This is a genomic window from Reinekea sp. G2M2-21 (genome assembly GCF_015687175.1).
GTDB lineage: Bacteria > Pseudomonadota > Gammaproteobacteria > Pseudomonadales > Natronospirillaceae > Reinekea.
Map to the genome: position 1 here is coordinate 184930 of NZ_JADPQG010000005.1, position 22642 is coordinate 207571.

A 22642-nucleotide genomic window follows, 5' to 3' on the forward strand; every position below is an offset into this window, starting at 1 on the left:
TGCCGATGTGGAGTTTACGCTGTGCCGTCTGTGTTAATCGTTGAAGATTCAAGTGTTGTTCAGAAAATCTTAAAGCATATCGCCGGGCGCAGTTTGGCGTTTAATCTGGTTTATGCCAGCAGCCGGAAGGAGGCCATGGTTAAGTTAGCCGAGCGCAACGATTGGCTGGCCGCTATTATTGATTTGAACCTGCCCGATGCGCCTCATGGTGAACTGGTTGATGATGTACTGGGCATGGGGATCCCGACCATTGTGTTAACCGGCAGTGTTGACGACGAAAAACGCGATGCACTGACGCGCCGGGGCATTGTCGATTACGTCCTGAAGGAAGGGCGTTACAGTTATCAGTATGCGGTTAATCTGGTGAATCGCTTGAACCGCAATAAACACATCAAAGTGCTGGTGGCGGAAGACTCCACCGTCACCCGCAATTTTATTGTCGAGCTGTTATCGCGACATCTGTTTCAGGTGGTACAGGTGGATGACGGGCGGAAAGCTCTGGAGGCTTTACGTAAAGACGACAGCATTAAACTGTTGTTAACCGATTACAACATGCCCTCGATGGATGGCTTTGAATTAATCCATGAACTTCGACATAAGGAGGACAAGGTCGATCTGGTCATCATCGGTTTGTCTTCCGCGGGCGATAAATACCTGTCCGCGAAATTCATCAAAAACGGTGCTAACGATTTTCTCTACAAGCCTTTTTCACACGAAGAATTTTTCTGCCGAATCATGCAAGCCGTGGAGTCGATGGAACGTCTGGAAACCATGCGCGAAATGGCGTATACCGACGCACTGACGGGCATCGGAAACCGACGGTTTTTTATCGAAAAAGCGCGCAAGTATCTGGATCAGGCCATGGATCATGGTACCCCCATGAGTTTGGCGATGGTGGATATCGATCATTTCAAACTGATTAACGACGATTATGGCCATGACGTCGGTGACGAAGTGCTGCAACACTTTGCCACTGCGTTATCGGATCGTTTTGGTCGGTTTTTATTTGCGCGTACTGGTGGCGAAGAATTTTGCATTGTCATGCCGGGCTTGAAGCAGGAAAAGGCTTTTCAGTTACTGGACGCACTGCGCGCGCAGATAGCACAGGATTTTGCCGATACCGCGGCGGGTGATGTCGGTTACACCTTCAGCGGAGGGTTAGTGCAAGCGCCTGCGGATAATGTCGAAAGCTTAATGAAGCGAGCTGATATTTTGTTGTATCGGGCGAAGGACGCAGGTCGTAATATGGTTTTGGTGGAGTAGTTTTGTATATTGATTGGGGTTTGGTTTTTGATAGGAAATTTTGGAAGGATTTCTCTTTCCAAGGGGGCAGCCCCGAATGGCACTTACTTAAGCCTTCCTGGCATGTATATTTTCTATTTCGGGAGCACCGGCAAGCTGCTTTATAGAACGTGTGTTCTTTTTCGGTAAGAGCCAATCTTGTCCTGCGACTAAGGTTAGGTTCCCACCAATGGATTTCTTGGAGGATTTTTCTTTCCAAGGGGAGATCCCCTTGATCCGGCCTTCACCAGAGGTGAAGTCGTTAAAATCGAATCGAAGCCCATTGGGGCTTCGCTTTTAATCGATTTTAACCCCCCCTTTGTCGCCCGCTTTGGTGTACTTCTTTAATTGACACTTCATTCGAACGGTAGCTTGAGTGTGCGTCCCTGCACACGCGGCGCTTACAAGGGCATCCATGCCCTTGAATCCGTTGCGATGTGTCAATTAATTCAGCCAAAGCAGATGTGACGGAACCGTTATTTGCGCCAGTCCTTGGAACATAGAATTTAGAGGTTGGTTTTATCTATCGAGAAAGTAGCTCTTGCCGCGGTTTTCTCCGCCTTTCAAACGACCACGCGAAGCAATTTGCGTCTCACAGGTTGTTCAAGCAGGGATGCTTGAACAACCTGTGAGCCGGCCAGGGAAGGCCGTCGCGAACGACCTGTCGAAGACGAAATTGAGACGTGTGATCAGTCGTTTGTGGCGGCGGCTGGGATTGTTAAGGGCCGAGCCCGAATCGTCGGACCGGTTCGGCCCTTGACGGCGAAAGTTTCCCAGTGAAACCAAGTCACTGAATGATGCAAAAACCTCAGACAGAACGTAAATATAACTTGGTAAGTACCAGTACCATTCGGGGCAGCCTCCTTGGAAAGAAAAATCCTCCAAGAAATCTTTTGGCTAAAACGGAACCATAGTCTTCGGAACAGATTTAGTACTTGAAGTAAAAAAATCTCAGTGAAAATAAGTCACAGAGTGATGCAAAAACCCTAGGGCAGCTCTGAATAATTGCTATCTACCTCAGCGGGTGAAGAAATGATCAAATTTCGAGGCAAGTTCTGCAGGCAATATTCATTATCTTGGCAAAGGACTTAACAACGAAATTTGCCATTTCAGACCCGCCCTCCGGGTCCTTCAGATCGATGACTGAGCTTTGTTGTGTGTTTTGAAAAGGACTCGCCATTCCCTGCAACATACGCCTCGCTCATCCTTCGATCTGATAGGACTGAGGTGATTTGAATTAATCAGAGCTGCCCTAGTGTCCTGAGTCAGAAGTTCGCAAGGATTCAGCGTGCCATTCAAGCTTTATAGCTAGGCGTGTCTCGCAGTCAATGGTTATTCCATTGGCAAGAGACGGAACAACGCTAGAGAGCTTGAATGACGCGCCCAAAGGGAGCTCATGGAAAACACTATTACGGCGTTGCTCTTTTTGAAAAGATCTCGATATTCTCTACAAAGAGCGCCTTGTACTAGCGCTTCCCATGAGCTCTGAAACGATACGAACTTCCGACTCAGGACACTAGATACAAAGCAAATATCAGAAATTTCCGTTTAGGCTTTTTGCAAAAAATCCACCGCCGACACTATTAACGGCCAAGCCAATACAGAACCCGTACCTTCGCCGAGGGCCAAATGCAGGTTAAGCAGCGGTCGTTCACCGAGTGATTTCATGATGGCGTGTTGCGCGGTGTGCGACGATTGATGCGTGAACTGTGCATAGTCAGTTATGTTCGGGTACATGGAATGCAACGCTAGCATGGCGGCGGAACAGGCGAAGCCATCCACCAGAAACATGCCACCCAGTTCCGCGGTCGAGGCCATTGCTCCCATGATGGCAGCAATTTCCAGACCGCCCAGATATTGTACGATGCGCCAACCGTCGGTGAGGTGTTCCCGATGCAAGGCCAGAGATTGGGTCAAAACATCGATCTTGTCCCGGTTCAACATTGGATCGTGTCGGTTCTGATTAGTGACGGCGGATTCTGACGAGATATCCAGCATCGCCATGCAAATTGCGGCGGCACTGGTGGTGTTGCCCAAACCGAGTGCGCCGAATGACAATACACGAGCGCCTTCGGCCATTTTCATGGAGGCTTGTTCGGCTCCGATCTTTACCGCGCGTTCCAGCTCATTTTCTGTCATTGCGGGCATCATTGAAAAATCACGGGTCCCTTGAGCCACTTTTTGGGTCATCAGGTTGGGGCGTGGCGAAAGCTCTTCGCCGACTAAACCGCAGTCAATGACGGTTAAATCGACCTGATGTTTATGGCACGCCTTGGCGACTGGAGCCTGTCCTCTCAATAAACGGTTCACATGATCGAGAGACGACAATGGGCTTAAGTTGGCTTGATGCGACCGGTCGTAAATGCCGTGATCGCCGCAAAACACCAGATGACGCAATTGTTGCAGTTCAATATCGTGACTGTTCTGAATGCAGGCCAGCTTCTGCACCACGCTTTCCAGCATACCCAGCGAATGGGTAGGTAGGCCTAGCGCGCGGGTATAGGCATTCAGGTGCTCTACAGCAGAGGTGCTCACCGGTACTATGTTAAATGAGATCGACATGACAACTTCCTGATGGTGACTCCTGAAGTGTAGCAGAGGATATCTGCCCGCTTCAGCCTTATTGACCGATTAGGCCGATGTCTTCCACAAACACATGCTCAGGTCGACTCAGTACGTATTCAACGGCGTCCGCAAGGTCGTCCGTCTGCAACCAGCCTGGTTTGATGTCTGCCGGCGAATCTGGTGCCGGTACCTGCACCAGGGCGGGCATCAGGTTGTGAACATGAATGCCAAAGGGGCGTACTTCTTCGGCCAGTGCTTTGGCAAAGCCCATCAGACCAAATTTTGCGGCGCAGTAAGGTCCGGCATTGGCGTAGCCGTATTTGGCTGCTTGCGAGGCAATATTAATAATGAAGCCGCCGCCCTTGGGTTTCATGATCGGCAGGATGGCTTGAGTGACCAGAAACGGACCTTTCAGGGTGGTGTCCAACACCAAATCCCAATCTTCTTCTGGGCAGTCTTCCAGTGTATGTGTCACGCCTAAGCCAGCGTTGTTGATCAGTACATCTATGTCCGCAAAGTCAGTCGGCAGTTCGGCTAGGGCACTGACCACGGATTGTCGTTCGCGAACGTCCATGGCAAGGGCAAAGGCCTGGTTCTGACCGTCGGCGTTCAGTCGCTCGACCTGACGGGCCAGCATGTCGATCCGTCGCGATGCCAGAATCACCTTCATCCCCAAACTGTGCAGTCGGTTGGCAATGGCCAGGCCGATGCCGCTGCCACCACCGGTGATCAGTGCCGTTTGACCGCGTCGTGAAATGCCGTTCATAATGTTTCCTCCATTGTCTGTATAACCATAGTATGCCTGCCCATGATTGAAAGCCCCTACCTGACCGAGCAAGAAAAGTCGGACTCCAGTGCGACCTTCGCCGACAGATTGCAACAGCTGTTACAGGACACAACGGTGTCTGCTTTTGCCCGTAAAGTGGGTTTGAGTGAAAGTCTGATTCGAAAATATCTAAAAGGCAGTGAACCGAGCTTGATGCGGGCTGATCAAATTGCCCGTAAGGCCAATGTCAGTCTGGAATGGTTGGCAACCGGCTGCGGTTACCAGTACCGGCAAGCCGAAGTGGTCGACCAGGCGGCGTTAATATTGGCACACGACATCACTCTGCAGGGGTTGCATGCGAGAAGTCTGGCACTGCCGGAAATTGACAAGATGACGTTGGTGGTTTCCGTCTATCAGTTCTTACGTTCGCATAAAAAAGCGGACGGCTACCTGGACGAACATGGCGGTAAGTTATTTTCCAGTCACGCCATTGCTTCCTACATTGACGCACGTAAGCCGGGTTAATCTATTCGTTCGAAAACGTCGCTGACGATCTGCTCGTGTGCGGAACGTTTGGCCTGGTACATCAGGTCGTCAGCTCGTGCCAGCAATGTGTCGATATTGAACAGGTCGGTTGACGCTGTCTGATACTCGATAATGCCGATAGAGCAGCCTAGGTTAAGATATTGCGTGTTACCGAAGCGGGCCAATTCTGAGATTGCAAAGAACTGATCGATGAACCGTTGCAGTGCCTCCTCTGCTTGCTGACGGCTGACGTCTTGAAAACAGACCAGAAACTCATCGCCGCCGATACGGTATATACGATCGTGAGCACGGACTTTCTTGCTCAGTGACTGGACGAACTGTTGCAGGAATTGATCGCCGGTGGAATGGCCGAAGGTATCGTTCAGTTTTTTGAAATTATCCAGATCGATAAACGCTAGACAGACTTTTTGCGACGGCAATTGCTGTAACAGCCGTTTCATGTCTTCGTCAAAGGCGGTCCGGTTATACACTTGGGTTAACGGGTCGTGGTAGGCCAGACGATAAGAGTCGAGACGGTCAAGGACGAACTCAATAGCGTTGGACAACTGCTGACAGATTTTACGGATGATGTTTTTAGCGTCCACAGAGCGGTTGATGATGTCGCCCAGAAACGACACATCCAACTGACCCTGACCGCCAATGAACTGAAAGTCAAAATTCAGGTGTTTGATGTCAGAAACCTGATCATCCTGCCACGGGTTTTCGACATCACGGCACAAGGAATGACTATTCACAAACTGCACGCTGAGGCTGGCTCGGTTAACGTTGATCAGCCGCTGCATATTGGCCAGGAAGCTGTCGATCAGTTCGTCGACATTAGCACAACGCAACGCCGAATCGTTAAAGGCTGCCAGGGTGTTTAACAAACCATTTTCCAGTTTCAACGCATCGATACCCATTTGCCGTTGCGCCATGCTGATGGCCTGTCGGGGTTCGACAGTCGTATCCATTCGGGTGGATCGAGTTGCCGTGGATCGGAACCAGCACTCACGGGATTCCAGGTGATACTGTCGGGTTTGACGTATCGCCAGCTGTGCCCAGTTCAATGCCCGTTGCGATTCACCCAAGTCGGTCAAATAGATCACTAACAGCCGCAATGCCAACAATTCAAGGTGTAGATTTTGCCGAAGTTGCGCAAAATCTTCGGTCAACTCCATGAAAAAGTGCTCGGCTTCATCGGCATTGAACGATTGTGTGATCAGCCCAAGGCAGCGGATAAAGGCCTCACCTTCATTCGAGCGCGGTGGTTCATCGTGAATTTGCGGCCGGATAGCGGCAGGCAGCCGTCGGTCACCATTGATGTAAGCAGCAATCGCCTGCAGTGCCAGCAACTCACCTTTGGTGCGGAATCGGGTTGAGGTCATGTTGCGATACTCCATGACCGAAAAAATATCATCCAGCAGTTGAATCGTGGTTTGTTGATAATCGGCGTAAAAGGCGATCAATGCCAGATTATACAGGGTGGTACAGATCTGGTCGAAATTACCATCGGCCAGTGCTAAGGGGTAAGCGGTTTCCAATGCTTGCTTGGCCGGCTCTGTTTGCCCAAGGCCGTTTAATAGAAAGGCCAAGCCATTCAGGGTGTTGTGGATGCGCTGCGACAGGCCACACAGCTGAGTTAGTTTCAGAGCACGGTTGATGTGTCGGATCGCATCCTGTGGATGGCCCGTGGCACCCAGCACGATGCTGACGTGATGGTGCGCCGTGGATTGGCCGATGACATTGGCATTTGCTTTGTAATCATCGACGGCGCTCAGGCATTGCCGGATAACGGCGTCGGCGTTGTCTTCCAGCAGTCGCTCATTGAACCACAGCGAGCATTTCACAAAGGCGGCCAGATTGAACCAACCTTGCTCTTGTAGCTCACTTTCCAGCCGTTCAATATCTGTTTTTTGGCTGCGCATGTTGCCGTTAAAGCATTGCGCCAAAAATTCATAAAATTCCGCCAACAGGCTGTCTTTGTCACGACCTTCCTGAATCGAAAAATGCCGGTAGCGTTGCAGCGCTTTTTCCGCCAGAGAATATTCCTGCAAGCAAAGGTGTGCGACACATATCGCCTTGAGGGTTCGTGAAATGGCCGGTACCGGTAAGTCTTGAAGCGACAGCCGCTGCAATTCCTGGATGTGAATATGACAGCGTTCGGCGTCGCGCAGTAGAACCCAAGCGTACATGCGGGCCATTTTGAGTTCAGCTAACTGGTTGGTATCCAAAACCGAGGCCTGTTCCAACAGGTTGGCCAGTAACAACATCTCGTTGGGGCTAAACAGCGAAATAGCGCGACGCAACATTGACCAGTATTGGTTCGCGTCTGCTGCCAGGGTGAGGCGTTGTTGGCTGGGGCTATTGGTACCTGCCCTTAACGGGGCGCTGAGGTGACGGCGTTTTATTTGCGTGACAAATCCCTGAGCAATTTTTAAGTTCTGAAACTCTGAAGTGGTCAGGTAAAAATCCAACTGCAGATTGCCGGGCATTCGGTAATCTTCCTGCTGCAGCCATTCGAAGGCTGAGGCAGAGATGTTTTGTGCGTTGATGATGGCGATCTGGCCGGGATGCTGGGCAAAGCTTTCACGTAGCACGTAAGTCATCGCTTTCAGGATTTCGACTTGCTCGTAGGCCATTTCATCGGGGTTCAGCGGTTCTCGGCTGCCCGGTTCCTGTTCAGTCAAATACCGCACGATAATGGGACGCAAAACGGCAAAGGTGTTTGGCAGGGCCAGAATATCGCTGATACGCTGTTCGGATAGCCGTGCAAATGCAAAGCGAATAATCGTGATAAAGGGTTCAAACGGAAGATATTGCGTTGAAGGGTCCAGGATAATGCTGAGATCGTAGTAATTGTCGACGAAATCTGTACCAGTCGTAGCTTGATCTTCCAGAAAGATAGAGATGGGGTGCGTGACTGAGGCTAAATTCGTCGACATGCCGTACTTCTGGATAACAGCTAAAGTGATCGCAAATTAACCAATGGTCCTTGGCATGTCAATTGAGAAAGGCCGATTCTGAGACGTGATACCGCGTTGTTAAAGGTGGCGCATTTTCATCACGATGAATTGCGGAGCCTAACTGGGCATCACCTCCCCAAAAAGCGTACAGTGATTGAACGCATTTTGTGAGTTGTTGATATTCTCACCGTAACTGCGATTGAGCACCCTTTCGAGCAGAAAACCGTCTTGTAACGTTCGCAAATGGTCTTGTTGATGGCTCTTAAAACCCCCATTCCAGAGCAGTTTTTAAAGAATTGCACAGTGATTTTAAGAATTGCGGGTTACCGATGGGTGTATTCATCCGATGCCAGCGCTAAATTGGCTCGATAATAATAGTAATCATTCGTTTGTTTGTTTGGCACCGGCCGAACGGCCATTCGGATGTATAAGGCTTCGCTATGAAAGAGAGATTCTATCGCCTGGTGCTGATCGCCGGGCTGAGTACCCTGTTATCCGCCGCCGCATCAACCGATGCCCCCGCCGACTATGGCACTTGTATCGCTTGCCATGGAGCACAGGGCGAAGGCAATTCGTCGTTGGGCGGGCCAGCATTGGCCGGACAATCAGCCGATTACCTGGTGCGCCAATTAACCAACTTTCAATCGGGTTTGCGTGGCACCGCACCAGATGACACCCGTGGCAACCAGATGGTGGCCATAGCGGCCTTGTTGAACGACGACAGCAAACAGCAGATTGCCGAGTATCTGGCATCATTGCCGCGGGTGAAGCCCATCGCGACTCTCAACGGAGACATTGCTGCCGGGCGAGGCGTATATAACAGCAATTGCAGCGACTGCCACGGTGCCCAGGGTGAAGGCAATAGCGCACTGTCTGCACCACGGTTGGCCGGTCTTGGCGACCAGTATCTGTTTGATCAGTTCAAGAAATTCCAACGCAAACAGCGTGGCTATGCCCCCGCTGACAAGCGTGGTCGGCAGATGCAATTTATGAGCGACGTGATTACCGACGACGCTTCACTGACCAACGTGGTGACTTACATTCAGACCTTGACTGGGACACCACAATGATCCGTATCGCCTCAGCCTTTTTCACCTTTGCTTCCAGTTTGGCGTTGCTGGCAACGCAATCTGTGCTGGCGGATGACGCCGACTCGTTGACACTGTCAGATACCTGCCCACCGGGTTTTCAGTGGGTGGCTGGAAATGCCTGCGAATTGCGCTCGCTGTACCAGCAGTACCCTTCGATTCAATCTCAGGGGGTGGGCGGTCTGAAAACCGGCTTACCCAGCTATCGTGATGGATTTTCACCACAAGAAATCGACCTCGGTCGCTATCTGTTTTTTGATCCTGTGTTGTCGGTTAATGGCCAACAGAGCTGCGCCACCTGCCATGATCCGGATAAGGGTTTTGCCGACGGCCGAGGACTGGCGGTTGGTGCAACCGGTGAAGTGGGTACTCGCTCTGCGCCCAGCCTTTGGAACGTGGCTTTTCTGGAAAAATTCTTTTGGGATGGTCGAGCAAGTTCGCTGGAAGAACAGATGACCGGACCACTGTACGCCCTGAATGAAATGGCCAATACGCCCGACAATTTGTTGCGCACGCTGAACGGCATACCAGCCTACCAACGCCTGTTTCGTTTGGCCTATCCAGAGCGAGAAGATGACATTACCCTCGACAAGGTTTATCGCGCTTTGGCGGCTTTTCAGACCAGTCTGATTTCCCTGAACAGTCGCTACGATCAATACGCGCACGGTTACGCCAGTGCCTTAACCCCGAATGAAATTGAAGGCATGAACGTATTCCGTTCCTTTGTCGCCCGCTGTGCGGAATGCCATACGCCACCGTTGTTTACCAACCAGCAGATTGCCGTAATCGGAACGCCAGAGCCAGTAGGCATGGCCCGGGATATTGGCGCTCAGGGACCGACGGGTGACGCGACTCAACGCGGAGGATTCAAGGTGCCCAGTTTGCGTAACATTAATTTGACGGCCCCTTACATGCATTCCGGCAAATACGACTCACTCTGGGATGCCTCTGAATTTTATACACTGGGTCGCGGTCATGCACTGGCCGAAGGCGAACCGATCTACCTGCACTGGCATATATGGGAGCCGCAACTGACCGATACTGAAATCGATCGCCTTGTCGATTTCATGGGGACACTGACTGATACCCTGTTTACCCCACGCATACCTGAGCAATTACCGTCAGGCCTGACGCCCATCAGCGCCGACGAATTTACCCGGCGGCTGAATCAGCGCTGACCATTGATTACCGTTAGCTACCCACAATAACAATGAGAGAGGAAACAACATGAAACGATTACTGAGGTGGTTTGTCTATCCGCTGGTGTTTATTGCCATCGGTATTGGCATCACGCAAGGCTACCTGTATCTGTTTCCGCCAAAGCCGGCCATGGTCGTGCAAACCGCCGGTGACAATCTGGCGCGGAACGTCGGCGGGGCTGGATCTCTGGCGGTTCCGACGTTGGCACAGGGCACCATTGTGGAAGTGCGTGATGGTGACAGCATTCAACAAGCTGTATTGCAAGCGCAACCCGGCGATACTGTGATGGTGTATCCCGGTACCTATTCTGAAACGGTGTATATCGACAAAGACGATATCGTACTGCTCGGCGTAGTTCAGGAAGGTCGTTGGCCAACCCTGGATGGTAAGAAAGAGTTGAACGATGCCATTCTGTACTCCGGCAGCGATATCACCATCGATAGCTTCAAAATTACCAACTACAAAGGCAACGGCATCATGGGGCAGGCGGGCAATAATTTTGTGATCCGCAACAACCTGATTATCGATACCGGTGTTTACGGCATTTTTCCGCAGTTCGGAACCAATGGTTTGATCGAACACAATATTCTGACCGGCATTGAAGACGCCGCTATTTATGTCGGCATGTGTGACAACGTCGATGTGCGTCATAATGAAGTCTTTGGCAACGTGGCTGGTATCGAAATAGAAAACACCCGCCACGCGCTGGTGGAAAACAACTACGTCTACGACAACGCCGGCGGTATTCTTGCGTTTATCACGCCAGGATTGCCGATTAAAACGACCTATGACGTTATTATCCGCGACAACTTTGTTGTCAATAACAACCATGTCAATTTTGCCGCCAAAGGTTCTATCGTGGCCAATGTGCCTCAGGGTACCGGGATTCTGGTGTTGGCCGCCGACGACGTGATCATTGAAAACAACATCATATCCGGAAACGACAGCGTCGGTATCGGCATTACCGATTTATCGTTGATCACCGATGTGTCCAAAGACCCAGGCTCCGAACCAAACCCGGACCGCGTCGTGATTCTGGATAACATAATGGAAAACAACGGCAACAACCCGCATGGCATTTTGAAGGACCTGATTTCCGTAGCGTTCCAGGAAAAGGGACCGGATATCATGGATACCGGTAAAGGCACGGGCAAATGCATCGCCGACCAAAATCGTTATCGAACCTTATTTGTGTTGGGCGCGGACTATGGCTTGTGTGATCGCCAGCAGTACGCTACCGATGGCATCTTCACCATGACATTACCGGAAATGGCACCGACTGAAATCATTCAGGACGTCTCCGCTGAAGACTTCGAGCAAGAACTGGGCATGCGTACCTATTATGGTGTGTGCACCGGTTGCCATACCTACAGTGTGCGCATGATTGGTCCTTCGGTGAAATCCATCCAAGCGTTGTATTTTGATGACCCGCAAGGCATCGCGGAATACATCAACAGCCCAGTAAAAAAACGTGAAGAGTTTCCAGAGATGCCACCGCAGAATTATCTGACAGAAGAAACGCGAATGGCGGTAGCGAAGTATATGCTGCAGGTCAGTAAATAGACGGGATTGTCTGTGGTGGTTTCAAGAGAAGGAGAGCGTTGCTCTCCTTTTTTTGGTTGGGATTGTTTTTCGATTTTAGCCATCAAGGGCCAAACCGGTCCGAGGGTTTGGGCTTGTTTTTAGCGGCCTGTCCCGAAGGTTTTTCTCTCAAGGGGAGATCCCCTTGAACCCCCCTTTTGTCGCCCGCTTTGGTGTACTTCTTTAATCGACACTTCATTCGAACGGTCGCTTGAGTGTGCGTCCCTGCACACGCGGCGCTTACAAGGGCATCCATACCCTTGAATCCGTTGCGATGTGTCAATTAATTCAGCCAAAGCAGATGCGACGGAACCGTTATTTACGCCAATCCTTGGTACTGAGAATGTGGCGGCTGGGATTGTTAAGGGCCGAGTCAGAATCGTCGGACCGGTTTGGTTCTTGACGTAAAAAGTTCTCAGTAAAACCAAGTCACGGAACGACGCAAATACCGATGAACACACCTAAGTGATTACCTATCAGACTTACCGTAGTAACCTTTAATAATCGAGCTAAAAAGTTAAAGTTTATTACGAAGCGGATATGATTTTATTTCAGCTGAGTAGTCAGCAATTCACGCCCATCTCATTTCTTCATAAGTTCGTTTATGAGCTCTCTCGCCGCTTGATCATCAAAGCTTGATAACAGTTGTACGAGAGATTTGAGTGGTTCGGAATTGGCTTGTTGTTCCAGCTCGGTCAACAAGTTATGAGGCACCAGACTGTCTCGTTCCAGATGTGCTCGGATTTCGGCCAGTAAGGTTTCCAGGTTTCGATGTGTCGGTGTGGGCGACGGTTGATTGGCATGCGTCAAATCTCGACACTCTTGCAGGGCTTCGGTCAGGGCCTGCGATAATCGCTGCCGGTGGTCATCAGTGGCGGTGACGTCACGCTTCAACTGTTCTTCGTAGTCGAGACACAGTTGCTTGATTGTCATCATTCCAACACTGGCGCTGGCGCCTTTCAAGGTGTGAATAAACCGGCTCATTGATTCATGATCGTTCTGGGCTGGTGGGTTTTGTAACGTCAGCGGGGCTTGGTCATACTGCTGATAGAATAATTCAAGCACTTTCAAGTAGTGTTGTACATTGCGCAGCTGCTGACCGCGCCCGTCCACTAAGGTGATCTGGCGCAGCGGGTAGGGGATGTTCAGTGTGTCATTGGGCTGTTCCATGGCCGGTCAGTTCGCTTTGGCTTCGAAGTGAGCGTCTTGAGCGTATATCTGATTACGCCCGGCTTCTTTGGCGGCATAGAGTTGCAGGTCAGTAAAGGCGACAAACTCATCCATGTTTTCTGTTACCGGAATAATGCTGGAAACACCTGCGCTGAACGTGGCTATGGGGGCTGTTGGGGAATTTTCGTGTTTTATGGCCAACGCCCGAAAATCGGCCAAAGCTTTGTCCATCAATAGCCGGGCTTGCTCAGTATTGCAGTCGTAAAGCAGCACGGAAAACTCTTCGCCACCATAGCGGAAACAGGCATCTGAGCTGCGCTGAAACGTGGTAACCAGACTCTTCGCCAATGCACGTAGGCATTCATCACCAGCGGGATGACCGTAGGTGTCGTTGTAGACCTTGAAGTGGTCGATATCCAAGAGCACCAGCGCAAGATTCGTTTTAGCGCGCATGGCACGGTGCCATTCTTGCTCCAAGCGTTTATTGAAGGCACGGCGGTTTCCGATTTCGGTGAGGCTGTCCAGGTAAACCAGTTGGTCTAGCAAGGCGGTTCTACGTTGAAAGCGCACGTGCATGGCCAGACGGGTTTTTAGCAGTTCAGGGTGCAAGGGTTTGTGCATGAAATCAACCGCACCATACTCCAGCCCTTTCACTTCGGTCTCGCTGGACTCGTCACTGGTAATGAACACAATGGCAATAGATTCGGTGAATTCACTGATGGATTTCACCTGTCGACAAAGGTCGAAGCCATTGCCATCCGGTAGGTTAATGTCCATCAGAATCAACGCGAATCGATACTGACGCACCAGTTGCAGGGCTTTCTTGAAGTCCTTGGCGATGGAAATACGGTATTGACCGGCCAACGTGGCCGTGATCGATTGCAGTACCACCGGGTCATCTTCCACAACTAATAGCCGGATAAGGGATTCTGTGTCCAGAGCCATCGGGTGCCTTTCATGCTTGTCATCATTGACAGTATAGATAACAACGTCACGTTTGCCTGCTCTTGCGTGAATACTGTGGGCGGCATGAGTATTTGCGCGCTTATAACTCGTCACAGCACGAAGATTAAGGCTTGTCGAAAAAGTGAACTTAATCCAAACTGGACCGGTTTTGAGAAAATATCAAAAGGACAATACATGGAAAATATGCTCTTAGGCTTCGTCGATGTGGCCGTCGAATGGTTACAAACCAACACTCTTTCGCTCATTCTGGCTTTGGCCATATTCGTTATTGGTCGTTGGGTTGCGCACCTGATCGCCCGATTGTTTAAATCTGTACTGTTGCGCGCTAAGGTCGATACCATTCTGGTGGATTTCCTCACTGGTATCGTTAACGCAGCGCTGGTCTTGTTCGTGATCATTGCGGCGGTCGATCAGTTAGGTGTGGACACCACATCGCTGGTAGCGTTAATTGGTGCGGCGGGTATCGCCGTTGGTCTGGCTCTGAAGGATTCGCTACAGAACTTTGCCTCTGGGGTTATGCTTATCGTATTTCGGCCGTTTAAAGCCGGCGATTTTATCGATGCTGGTGGTGTGACGGGTATCGTGGAAAAAATTTCGGTCTTCTCTACGGCTATGCGCACGCCGGACAACAAAGAGGTCATCGTCCCTAATGGCAATATCTATGGCGGAACCATCACCAATTTCTCAGCTCGCAGTACGCGTCGCGTTGATATGGTCTTTGGTATCGGCTATGACAGTGACCTGCTGAAAGCCAAATCGATTCTGCAGGAAATGGTCAGCACAGACGAGCGCATCCTTCCCGAACCGGAACCAGTCATCGCTGTGGGCGAATTGGCGGACAGCTCGGTGAATATTCTGGTTCGTCCTTGGGTGAATTCTGTCGATTATTGGAGCGTCTATTGGGATATGCAGGAGCGGGTGAAGCTGCGCTTCGATGAAGAGGGCATCACTATCCCGTACCCACAAATGGACGTGCACGTGAATTCAGTGGCCCAATAAACAGGCCTATTTTCTATGTTGCAAATCACCTGAAGCGGGTGCAAACTAGCGCCCGCTACTTTCAATTATCTATCAGTAAGGAGAGTTTTTATGACCATGATCGCTAAACAAGATGCCGTAGGTCGGCCGGAAAAGGCGTAGCGTTTTAAACATTCCTTTTGATTAACCTCAGCGTTAATCAGATCATGTCCAAAATCCCTTCCCTTTCCCGGCTTATCAAACAGTGATTTGATGATTCGGGTTATGACTTTCATAGCCCTAAACAAAAATGTTTACAGGGTTACACCATTGAACACACAAAATTTATCTTTAGCTGAACTGGGCTGGCGTCCATTGCTACAACAACAGTTGTCGTTTGAAGAATTGGATAGCGGTTTTGCCGCAAGAGTGAATGCCGTGTATCGGGACCGAATTCTGGTCACTTCTGAATTTGGCGAGCACAGCATTCTGGTGTCTGGCATTCTCGATACCGACGACACAGAACAACGAGCCACCACGGGTGACTGGTTATGGCTGGAACGCGACACGTTGAAACCGTTGCGTCTGCTGGAACGAATGAGCCTGTTAAAGCGCACCGCCGCAGGTACCGAGCCGAAAACACAATTGATTGCCGCGAATATCGATACGTTGTTTATCGTTTCGTCCTGTAATCAGGATTTTAACGTGTCTCGGATTGAACGTTATCTGAGTTTGGTGATGGCGGCGCACATTCCTGCCGTGATTGTGTTAACTAAGGCTGATCTGTGTGACGACCCGGATGTGTATGTTGATCAGGCACAGGCGATTCATCGGGATGTCCCTGTGGTGGCGGTTAATGCGTTGTCTGCCGATGTCATAGAGCGTTTCCGTGACTACACCATGGCCGGGCAAACCATTGCGTTTCTGGGGTCTTCCGGCGTCGGAAAATCCACCTTAACCAACTCGCTGTTGGGTGAACAGGTTCAGGATACCGGTGGCATTCGAGAGGACGACGCGAAAGGGCGGCATACCACCACTGAGCGAAGCATGCATCGCATGGCGCACGGCGGATGGGTGCTGGATACTCCGGGAATGCGAGAACTGCGGTTGAACGACGATGCTTCTGGCGTGGCCGAACTGTTTGCTGACATTGAGCAACTGAAAACCCAATGCCGGTTTGCCAATTGTCACCATCAGGGCGATCGGGGTTGTGCGATCGATCAGGCGATTGACGATGGCCTGTTGGATGTGCGGCGCTGGACAAACTATCAGAAACTGCAGCGTGAGTCCGAACTCGCCAGCCAAACCAAAGCGGAACGAAAAAAAGCGGCGGAAAAGTGGGGCAAGGAAATCAGCAAATTTTCACGCCAACATAAAAAATCCAGATACACCTGATCGGGTGTATCTGGGGATAAACCAGCTGCCCTAGAGTTTGTCAGACAGATGTGTCAGGCTATCGACATTAAAAAAACACAGGATTGGATATGCTTTTGAATCTCAACGCACTCGACAAAAGTCTGGTCTACCGCCTGCTAACACATACGGTTGTGCCACGCCCTATCGCCTGGGTGCTGACTGAAAACGAACAGGGCAACCATAACGTTGCTCCGTTTTCGTATTTTAATATTGTGTGCAGCGATCCGGCGATACTGATGTTTTCCGTTGGGCACAAGCGCGACGGGTCGAAGAAAGATACCTGGCAAAATATCGAGCGAAACGGTAAATGTGTCGTGCACATTGCCACCGGTGAGCTCATGCCTGACGTGAACGAATCCGCCAGAACCTTACCGGCGGGGGACTCGGAATTGAATGGTATGTCGGTGTCTTTGGTTGAAGACGCCGAATTTTCGTTGCCTCGGATTCAACAATGCCCGGTCGCCTTTGATTGTGAAAAGCACGATATCCATTTGTTGGGTAATGGTCCGCAAGCGGTTATTTATGTGAGCATAAATACGGCGTATCTCAGCGATCACTTGGCACTGAGCGATCGGGTCACTTTGTCAGAAAAAATGTTGAATCCGATCGCCCGATTGGGCGAAGACCGGTTCAGTTTGTTGGGTGATATTAACGCTATACCGAGGCCGGAATGACTGCACTGTAGGGTGCAGTCTTTTACCTTGTAAACCCGTGAACCTTCATTTCCGCAATAAACTGATCAGGGTTTAAGGGTTATTTGAAGTAGTAACCTTGGTAAATAAGATTGGCATGGCTTTTTAACCAATCAAACTGTGGTTCATTCTCGACGCCTTCTATAACCACTTTAAGATCGAAGTTTTGTGCTATGGCGATAATCGATTCAACCAGTTTCTGATCTAGAATGTCGGATTCAATTTCGGTGATAAATGACTTGTCGATCTTCAATTTGTTGACATTCAGATTCTTTAAGTAGCTGAGTGAGCTGTACCCCGTTCCAAAATCATCTAATGCGATGCTCAACCCCATTTGCTGCAATTCATCTAATTTTTCTTTAGCTAAATGCAAGTCATGTAGTGCGATTCCTTCTGTAATTTCGAGTTCGTAAAGTGCAAGCGGTAGACCGGTGGCTTGAATGCTGGTAATGATGCGTTGAATAAAGTCAGGTTCATAGAATTCCAGCGTTGATATATTGATGGCAAATCGGAAGTTACGCTGTACTAGTTGGTCTATGTTGAGTTGATGAATGAGTTCAGCACTGAGCCTAATGGCGGTACTACTGATTTTATGCGTCGCATTGAGCGACTCAATGTAACCCAAAAATTCATTAGGACTTAACGTTCCTCGGGATGGGTGTTGCCATCGAATGAGAATTTCTGCGGAAATAGGCAAGGTCCCATCTACTTCATAGAGCGGCTGCAGTACAATGCTGAATTGGTCGGCTTCGAAGGCTTTTAAAATCTCCTTTTCAACCTGAACTTGTTTGGTTACTCGGTCAATCATATGCTGTTCAAACACTCGGATAGCATGACGTCCCTCATTCTTCGCCTGGTACATCGCAGCATCAGCATAGCGAAGCAGTGTTGCAACATTATTGGACGTTTGCGGATAGCAGACGATCCCAATGCTGGCACTTATCTGATAGCCTTGGCCGGCCAGATCAATGTCTGAAGCCAGTAACTCATTAAAAGTTTCGGCGATGGTAATAGCTCGCTCGATCGCTTGATCAGGGGTGTCTGCGAGTTCAGAAAGTGATATCGCGAATTCATCACCCCCCATACGCGCAATGGTGTCCAGCTCTCGAATACGCTGCTTCAGTTTGAGTGCAATATCAATGAGCATTTGATCACCCATGGCGTGCCCCAGTGTGTCGTTGATTAGTTTGAATTTATCGAGGTCGATAAATAGCAACGCACCAAAGTGACGTGACCGTTCCGCTCGGCGTATATCCATTTTTAACCGATCCTGAAAAAGCGTTCGATTGGCCAAACCTGTCAGACTGTCGTGATAGGCAAGCTTTTCGATTGCCTGCTGAGAGGCAATACGTTCGGAAACGTCATTCATGACTACCAAGACCGAGTTTTGCTTGAAGTAGTAAAACGGCATTAGACTAATTTCAAAATGAATCGCTTTACCTTGATGATTGCTCAGCAGGACATCTTCGAGTAAGAGATCTTTATTGGCTATAAAAACGGAGTCAATTTCTGCGATCAAGTATTCGGTTTCTCTATTACTGATTGGGCGATGAATCGTTTCAAAGGATTGGCCGATAATCGCCGCGCTTTCTCTTCGATAAAACAGAGACGTTTGATTGTTGGCAAATAGAAATCGGCCATTCTTATCAATCGAAAATACCAACAATGGAACAGTATTAATAATGAGGCGAAGTTGTTTTTCCAGATTCGCCAAGTTTTTCTGATGATGTTCAGCGGCATCAATAAATTCGTTGACGGTCTTTACAATGAATCCGATTTCAGATTGTTGGTGATTTTCAATTGAGTTAATTCGTTGTTCATTGGGTTCAGTCGCTTCAATTTTGCTGAGACTGGTCGCCAAACGAATAAGCGGTTTGGTGACAATATAATGAAAAACCACCAATAGAACACAGGCGAGTACCATATTGCGCAGGAATCCGCCAAATAGCACGTAGACAGCCCGGCTATAAAAAGGTCGCAGAGCAATGTGATTGTCTATAGTCAGCTCCAAGGAACCGACAATCGTTGAATCCTGACCGATCAGTGGGAACGTATAGTGGTTGGTCGCACCTGTTAACCATTGCGTTACCATCGCTAATATGCCACTTGACTGGCTGAGTTCAAAGCTCGCTAAGGTACCATTACGATCATCTAGCAATTGGGCAGCCTTGAGAACTTGGTAGCTCTTTAAACCGTTAATCAGTTCGGCCGCGTAGTTTTCGTCAAGCTGGAAAGCAATACGGGTGGCACTATCGCGTGACACGTTAAATATTTCGTCACTGGTCTGATCGATGATGGATCGCTGTTCATTGAAGTCTATGACGATCTGAACAACACTGATTACAATACCCAGGAGAAAGGCGATGACAACCGCTATCCGTGTCAATCGAAAGGCAATGCGCTGAAAAAGCTCTATACTCATAATCTGTTACGGGTTGGTATTGTTTTGAGTGGAGCATCTTTGAATGATGAAATCAAGTTGGTTTGTTTTTTTACTGACCGTTTGGTGGGCATCCTATAGCGTCGCCAACGAACCAGTACTCGGGTTGGAACTTGAGTACCGATTGAGAATAGACAATTCCGCTCATTATAACCATTTGTGGCAGAGGCTCGAGTCTATGGGCCTGAGTCGGTCATTGAGTGTGGTCCCACTGAAACGGGCTTTTCGTGATTTTTCGAAAGAAAAAGACAGTTGTATATTTCCGACGAGTATCACCGCGTTAACAACCAGTTTCCCTGAGTATAGTACCGATGAGTTGATCGCTTCTACTCCGGTGGATTATGTCTCCTTGAAAGTATTTACCCGACCTGACGAAGAGGTAGTCTCAGATTTAAGGCAGCTTAATGGCAAGCGGGTCGCTATATGGAATGGTCTCGATCCTGATATTTTCTTGAACGGATTGGATGTTGAGGTGGAGTCGACAGTCGATGAGGGTGTGCGCCTAAAAATGCTCTACAGTGGGCGAGTGGATGCAATTCTTGGTTTTGTTCCGGATACATTAATCGCATCGGACTTTCTCGGTATTGAACGTCCAAATGCAGAGGGAGCGTTTACCTATTTCGCAGGTAATGGGATTTCTATGGTATGCTTCGACTCTGAAAGCAACCGCGCATTCGTTGCGCAGTTTAACCAACTGATCAATTTGCTACGAGAGAAAGGTGAGCTGAGACGAGTTTTAGGTCCCTATGTTACGTTGGAGTGGCAACCGTGATTTGACTCTGTCAGTGACCGTTGATTCCAAACCTCGGCACTGTCGCTCCGGATTATCGGCTTGTGTAATAGCCGATACTACAGCAACTATGTTGACGCCCTGTGCCAGTACCGATTCAATATTTTTCTCATCGATACCGCCTATAGCCACCACCGGAATCTCGGGTGACAACTCACAATACCGTCGCAGGCGTTTCAGCCCCTGGATTTTGCCGCTCATGTCTTTTGTTCGAGTGGGGAACACAGCGCCGACAGCAATGTAACTGGGTCGCAGTTGGAGCGCTGAACACAATTCAAAGTCACCGTGAGTGCTGACACCGAAACGCAAGCCCGCCTGTTGAATCGCCGTTAAGTCAGCGTCGGTTAAATCTTCCTGCCCCAGATGGACGCCATAAGCCCCCAGCTCAATTGCCAATTGCCAGTGGTCGTTAATGAACAGCTGCAGATCGTAGTGCCGGGCAACATAAATGGCTTCAGCGATCTCATCGCGTAATAGTTTTGTTGGACAGTTTTTTAACCTCAGCTGTATGGTCTTAATACCGGTCATCGCCAAGCGAGTGATCCAGGCGGAAGAATCTACCACCGGATAAATACCCTTGGTTTTACGCATACGTGCAAAAGGATGTTTGGGTGTCTTGATAATCTTATCGCTTGAGACGTTTGCGAAGTCACGGATATCCTTTGGCCAGCCCAAGGGTTCCGTTGAGGATTCGTCGACGGGCAACTGAAGGCGACGTTGTAAGCTAGCGTTGGCCAGGGTAATGGCATCCAGCACCGCGTAATTTTGTTCGACGGCGCAGGCAATGGTTGTGGACAAGCGGCAACCGGTTCCCCGCAGTGATTGCGCGTGTTTGGTTTGTTGCCATTGTGCTACTTGACTGGCTTTAACCGTTTTTACCTGATCGCATCGACGATACAAGCGATCGATGACTGTTGCGCTGTGTGCGAGATTGTCGGCGTGACCACCGGTGAGCAATATGTCGCCGGAAAATTTCGGGAATTGCTGAAAAAACTTTGTCGCGCAATCGTGTTCTGGTTGATCCGACGGCGCGTCGGTAAGCGCTCTCAGTTCCAGCAAATTAGGTGTGATTAAGCTAACCCACGGGAACAGAGGACTCAGTATTTCGACGAAGGATTCTTGTGCAAAGGGTTGATCATCACCACTGCTGTTGCGAATCGGATCCAGAATGACAAAAGGTGAATTGGTCAACGTCGATAACCAGTGCGCAATCGTTTCTGCCTGCGCGTGCTGCGTCAGCAACCCTATTTTGATAACCGCAGGTGTGACCCGCAAAGACGAAAGTTGTGCGCGCAATAAGTCCGGTGATAACGATTCACAAGCCAAAACACCGGTGCCTGTTTGCGCCGTCACACAGGTTAACACCAGTTGAGCATCGGCTCCCAAACTGTGCGCGACCGCTAAGTCCCTTACGCATCCGGCAAACCCATTGCTTTCCGATCCGGCAATGATCAACAGCGTCATGGTAACTCCCGGAACGGAAAACCGAGTACGGTTGTGCTGGGCGCGGCTATGTCTTGCGCCAACATGGGAACGGCTTGCTGCGCTTCAAACCCGGCAAGTATTGCGTGTCTGAACGCACTGGCCATCTGAACCGGGTCATGCGCTTTCGCGATAGCTGTGTTCAACAGTACGGCGTTAAAACCCAACTCAAATGCTTCCACCGCTTGCGAAGGTTTGCCCAGCCCAGCGTCGATAATCATTGTAATGTCCGGGAACCGTTGCCGAAGTGTTTTTAGTGCGTATGGATTGGCGATGCCCCGACCGGTACCAATGGGCGACGCCCATGGCATTAATACCTGACAGCCCGCATCGATCAGTTGACGACAGGCAACCAGATCGTCGGTGCAATAGGGCAATACTTTAAAGCCGTCTCGCAACAGCCGCTCGGCTGCGATCAGTGTTTTTGCCATGTCCGGTTGTAAGGTTTGGTTATCGCCGATGACTTCCAGTTTAATGAATTCGGTTTGAAATAGTTCTCGGCTCATGTGCGCGAGCGTGACGGCTTCATCGACACTTTCACACCCTGCAGTGTTGGGTAGAATATCGACGCCGGTATCGCGCAAAATATTCCAGAACGATTGCCCCGCATCGGGTGCCGATTGTTGGCGCCGCAAGGAGACCGTGACCATTTCACTGCCAGACGCAACAATGGCCTGACGAAGGATATCGGGTGAGGGGTACCGTGCCGTACCAATCAATAACCGGGAGCTCAGTTGTTTGTCATATAGGCTTAACATGG

17 protein-coding genes are annotated in these 22642 nt (G+C 49.9%); 9 read left to right on the top strand and 8 right to left on the bottom strand.

Features of this window, described 5'->3' with window-relative positions; all coding sequences use genetic code 11:
• Nucleotides 1-21 precede the first annotated feature (21 nt).
• Nucleotides 22-1263, top strand: a complete 1242-nt coding sequence (locus IYN85_RS18045) for a diguanylate cyclase (protein WP_196160328.1) — start codon at nt 22-24, stop codon at nt 1261-1263.
• A gap of 1566 nt (nt 1264-2829) precedes the next feature.
• On the opposite strand, the gene IYN85_RS18050 is transcribed toward IYN85_RS18045, so the two are convergent.
• Both IYN85_RS18050 and IYN85_RS18055 read right to left on the bottom strand, forming a co-directional pair.
• A complete protein-coding gene (locus IYN85_RS18050) occupies nt 2830-3843 on the bottom strand; it encodes a nicotinate-nucleotide--dimethylbenzimidazole phosphoribosyltransferase (protein WP_196160329.1) in 1014 nt (337 codons plus the stop codon).
• 58 nt (nt 3844-3901) lie between these two features.
• Complete coding sequence (locus tag IYN85_RS18055) at nt 3902-4612, bottom strand: SDR family oxidoreductase (protein WP_196160330.1); 711 nt, start codon at nt 4610-4612, stop codon at nt 3902-3904.
• Between the two features lie 42 nt (nt 4613-4654).
• On the opposite strand from IYN85_RS18055, the gene IYN85_RS18060 reads away from it, so the two are divergent.
• Complete coding sequence (locus IYN85_RS18060; RefSeq protein WP_196160331.1) at nt 4655-5137, top strand: helix-turn-helix transcriptional regulator; 483 nt, start codon at nt 4655-4657, stop codon at nt 5135-5137.
• Here IYN85_RS18060 and IYN85_RS18065 read toward each other — a convergent pair.
• Nucleotides 5134-8079, bottom strand: coding sequence for a GGDEF domain-containing protein (locus tag IYN85_RS18065; protein WP_196160332.1), 2946 nt, complete (start codon nt 8077-8079; stop codon nt 5134-5136). The two genes, IYN85_RS18060 and IYN85_RS18065, sit on opposite strands and share 4 nt — an antisense overlap.
• A 461-nt stretch (nt 8080-8540) precedes the next feature.
• Between IYN85_RS18065 and IYN85_RS18070 the strand changes: the two genes are divergently transcribed.
• The 3 genes from IYN85_RS18070 to IYN85_RS18080 are packed head-to-tail and all read left to right on the top strand — an operon-like array spanning nt 8541 to nt 11951.
• Nucleotides 8541-9170 (top strand): c-type cytochrome, encoded by a 630-nt coding sequence (locus IYN85_RS18070; protein WP_196160333.1) that lies wholly within the window; start codon nt 8541-8543, stop codon nt 9168-9170.
• Nucleotides 9167-10366, top strand: a complete 1200-nt coding sequence (locus IYN85_RS18075; protein ID WP_196160334.1) for a cytochrome-c peroxidase — start codon at nt 9167-9169, stop codon at nt 10364-10366. The genes IYN85_RS18070 and IYN85_RS18075 overlap by 4 nt, the downstream gene beginning before the upstream one ends.
• Before the next feature lie 49 nt (nt 10367-10415).
• Nucleotides 10416-11951: a parallel beta-helix domain-containing protein gene (locus IYN85_RS18080; protein WP_196160335.1), complete on the top strand. Its 1536-nt coding sequence runs from the start codon at nt 10416-10418 to the stop codon at nt 11949-11951.
• Nucleotides 11952-12551: 600 nt separating this feature from the next.
• Here the strand turns inward: IYN85_RS18080 and IYN85_RS18085 are convergent.
• Entirely contained in the window at nt 12552-13139 is a 588-nt protein-coding gene (locus IYN85_RS18085) for an Hpt domain-containing protein (protein WP_196160336.1), read from the bottom strand.
• A gap of 6 nt (nt 13140-13145) precedes the next feature.
• Nucleotides 13146-14084, bottom strand: coding sequence for a diguanylate cyclase domain-containing protein (locus IYN85_RS18090; protein ID WP_196160337.1), 939 nt, complete (start codon nt 14082-14084; stop codon nt 13146-13148).
• 195 nt (nt 14085-14279) lie between these two features.
• On the opposite strand from IYN85_RS18090, the gene IYN85_RS18095 reads away from it, so the two are divergent.
• The 3 genes from IYN85_RS18095 to IYN85_RS18105 all read left to right on the top strand — a co-directional run bounded on the left by IYN85_RS18095 (nt 14280) and on the right by IYN85_RS18105 (nt 17152).
• Nucleotides 14280-15104: a mechanosensitive ion channel family protein gene (locus IYN85_RS18095; RefSeq protein ID WP_196160338.1), complete on the top strand. Its 825-nt coding sequence runs from the start codon at nt 14280-14282 to the stop codon at nt 15102-15104.
• A gap of 288 nt (nt 15105-15392) precedes the next feature.
• Complete coding sequence (gene rsgA / locus IYN85_RS18100; RefSeq protein ID WP_230390835.1) at nt 15393-16457, top strand: ribosome small subunit-dependent GTPase A; 1065 nt, start codon at nt 15393-15395, stop codon at nt 16455-16457.
• An 89-nt stretch (nt 16458-16546) separates the two neighbouring features.
• Complete coding sequence (locus IYN85_RS18105) at nt 16547-17152, top strand: flavin reductase family protein (protein ID WP_196160340.1); 606 nt, start codon at nt 16547-16549, stop codon at nt 17150-17152.
• Between the two features lie 79 nt (nt 17153-17231).
• Here the strand turns inward: IYN85_RS18105 and IYN85_RS18110 are convergent, their stop codons facing one another.
• Nucleotides 17232-19592: a bifunctional diguanylate cyclase/phosphodiesterase gene (locus IYN85_RS18110; RefSeq protein ID WP_196160341.1), complete on the bottom strand. Its 2361-nt coding sequence runs from the start codon at nt 19590-19592 to the stop codon at nt 17232-17234.
• Between the two features lie 43 nt (nt 19593-19635).
• Between IYN85_RS18110 and IYN85_RS18115 the strand changes: the two genes are divergently transcribed.
• Nucleotides 19636-20382, top strand: coding sequence for a hypothetical protein (locus IYN85_RS18115; RefSeq protein ID WP_196160342.1), 747 nt, complete (start codon nt 19636-19638; stop codon nt 20380-20382).
• On the opposite strand, the gene thiE is transcribed toward IYN85_RS18115, so the two are convergent.
• The gene (thiE, locus tag IYN85_RS18120) at nt 20347-21864 is read right to left on the bottom strand and encodes a thiamine phosphate synthase (RefSeq protein WP_196160343.1); all 1518 of its coding nucleotides are present in this window, start codon (nt 21862-21864) and stop codon (nt 20347-20349) included. The genes IYN85_RS18115 and thiE overlap by 36 nt on opposite strands.
• Nucleotides 21861-22640 carry a thiazole synthase gene (locus IYN85_RS18125; RefSeq protein WP_196160344.1) on the bottom strand — a complete coding sequence of 260 codons (780 nt, stop codon included), beginning with the start codon at nt 22638-22640 and terminating at the stop codon, nt 21861-21863. The genes thiE and IYN85_RS18125 overlap by 4 nt, the downstream gene beginning before the upstream one ends.
• Between the last annotated feature and the right edge of the window lie 2 nt (nt 22641-22642).